This window comes from Vibrio sp. 1288 (assembly GCF_033344475.1).
In genome coordinates this window covers 1-1,191 of record NZ_JAWPOX010000114.1, presented here as the reverse complement: position 1 = coordinate 1,191, position 1,191 = coordinate 1, and the positions used below count along the sequence as shown (strand labels likewise).

The 1,191-nt window shown below is 44.5% G+C and carries 1 protein-coding gene and 1 pseudogene; one reads left to right on the top strand and one right to left on the bottom strand.

Annotated elements, in window-relative coordinates:
* Window positions 1–160 (bottom strand): annotated as a pseudogene (locus R8O11_RS24980) (ArsR family transcriptional regulator); the annotation flags it as partial.
* 489 nt (window positions 161–649) lie between these two features.
* On the opposite strand from R8O11_RS24980, the gene R8O11_RS24975 reads away from it, so the two are divergent.
* A partial coding sequence (locus R8O11_RS24975; RefSeq protein WP_318194577.1) for an SgrR family transcriptional regulator occupies window positions 650–1,191 on the top strand: 542 nt, incomplete at its 3' end.

Here is a 1,191-nt window from a genome sequence, read left to right as displayed (position 1 = left end):
AGCCGCCCATGGTGTCTAAAGTGTGAAGAATATGCAGAATGCGTAAGCGAGCAGGATGAGACAGCGCTTTCGCTTGAGCGGCGAGTGCTTGTTCTTTATCGAGTTGTTGTTGCGTGGTTTCAAAAGCAATTTGGCACGTTTCGTTGCATTTGTTGCTCATGAGCAGACCTTTATAGTTAATCGTCGAATTACGATTAAGTGTACGTGTGCTTTTTCTAAGGCGCAACTGTTGAAAGGAGAATTGAAGATAAGCGACGTCAAAAAATGGGAAGGGATGATGTCTCGCAAATATTTGGCGGACTAACAAAGAATTCGGTCAAATGGCAGCAAGTAAAGAAGCAGAACTTAAAGATACGACGAATTGGGGGTGTGGTATCAGGAGCTAAGTTCTGCTTGGGGGTTAGGTTGTGAGCAATTTTCTATATTTCCTGCGAGCCAAATCAGTATGGTGAAAAAAGGGGAGGTAAAAAAGAGAGTAGATTTCTTCGCTTTATTCCTGATAAGACCGAATGGGTGGGTTTTTCCTACAATATAGGGACAAAATGCTAGTAAAAGGGGAACAAAGTGTTTGGAAGTTTTCTTATTTTATTGCCGCCAAGTTCAGTAAAATACGCCTATTCAATGACCTCCTAGAGTTAAGGTACGTGCGGTGTCTGATCTCAACTTATTTCGTTATTACCAACGCTTGCTCTCTTTTGGTGTTGGTAATGAAGCAAAAACTACGCTGCAAGAAATCGCCGATTTGTTGTTTACTTCGCCTCGTCATGCGCGCAGTTTGCTGGCGCAGATGCAAGAGATAGCGTGGTTAAGTTGGCGACCAAAACCAGGACGGAACCAACGTTCAACATTGTTGTTAAATGTTGAACTCAGCGCGCTAAAAGAAAGCCTTGCACTAGAGCGGATCAAGCTTGGTAAGTACGAGAAAGCGCTGTCGATTCTGGATGAAGATGAAGCCGCATTTGGGCGACTCCTCAAAACAACGTCGGGCGCATCGGTAAAAGAGGGGCGGCTCAATATTCAGCTGACCTACAAACGCATGTTCGAGCGTGTTGTTCCTCATCAATTGCAGCGAAGCAGTGAGCGCTTTTTGCTACGCCAAATTTATTGCTGTTTGGTATCAAGTGATTATTACGGGCGCGTAAAACCAGAGCTGGCGCACCATTGGCGATACGATGAGCAAAAATTCGAATG